1 protein-coding gene is annotated in these 475 nt (G+C 62.5%); it reads left to right on the forward strand.

The window, feature by feature from the left end:
- Positions 1-447 (forward strand): cyanophycin synthetase (locus EN994_RS34825; RefSeq protein WP_281060236.1); only part of this gene is annotated, 447 nt, incomplete at its 5' end.
- Positions 448-475: the final 28 nt, after the last annotated feature.

The following is a 475-nucleotide window of genomic DNA, read 5'->3' on the forward strand; positions in this document are numbered from 1 at the left end:
ACTTCGAGCCACCCCGGTGGACTGATCACGCTGATCGACGAAAGCTACAACGCCAATCCGGCATCGATGGCTGCTGCGATGGCGTTGCTCAACGCGACGCCGGTGACGGGCGAGGGCCGCCGCATCGCCGTGCTCGGCGACATGCTCGAACTCGGCGACCATTCGACCAAGCTGCATGCGGCCCTTGCCGATCTCATCGTCGGCACGGGCACGCAGACCGTTTTTCTTGGCGGCCCGGAAATGCGGGCGCTGGCCGAAGCGCTGCCGGCTGACATCAAGACGGAATACCGCGCCGGTGTCGAGGAGCTGAAGCCGGTGCTGCTTGCCGCGCTCAAGCCGGGTGACGTGGTGATGATCAAATCGTCGAAGGGCATCGGTTTTGCAAAACTGGTCGATGCGCTGCTGGGCAAATTCCCGGCTGAATCGACAACCAGAAAACAGACCTAGGTCGGGGGACGAAAGCGCATGTTCACAC

The organism is Mesorhizobium sp. M7A.F.Ca.CA.002.09.1.1 (assembly GCF_003998555.1).
GTDB classification, from domain to species: Bacteria; Pseudomonadota; Alphaproteobacteria; order Rhizobiales; family Rhizobiaceae; genus Mesorhizobium; species Mesorhizobium ciceri.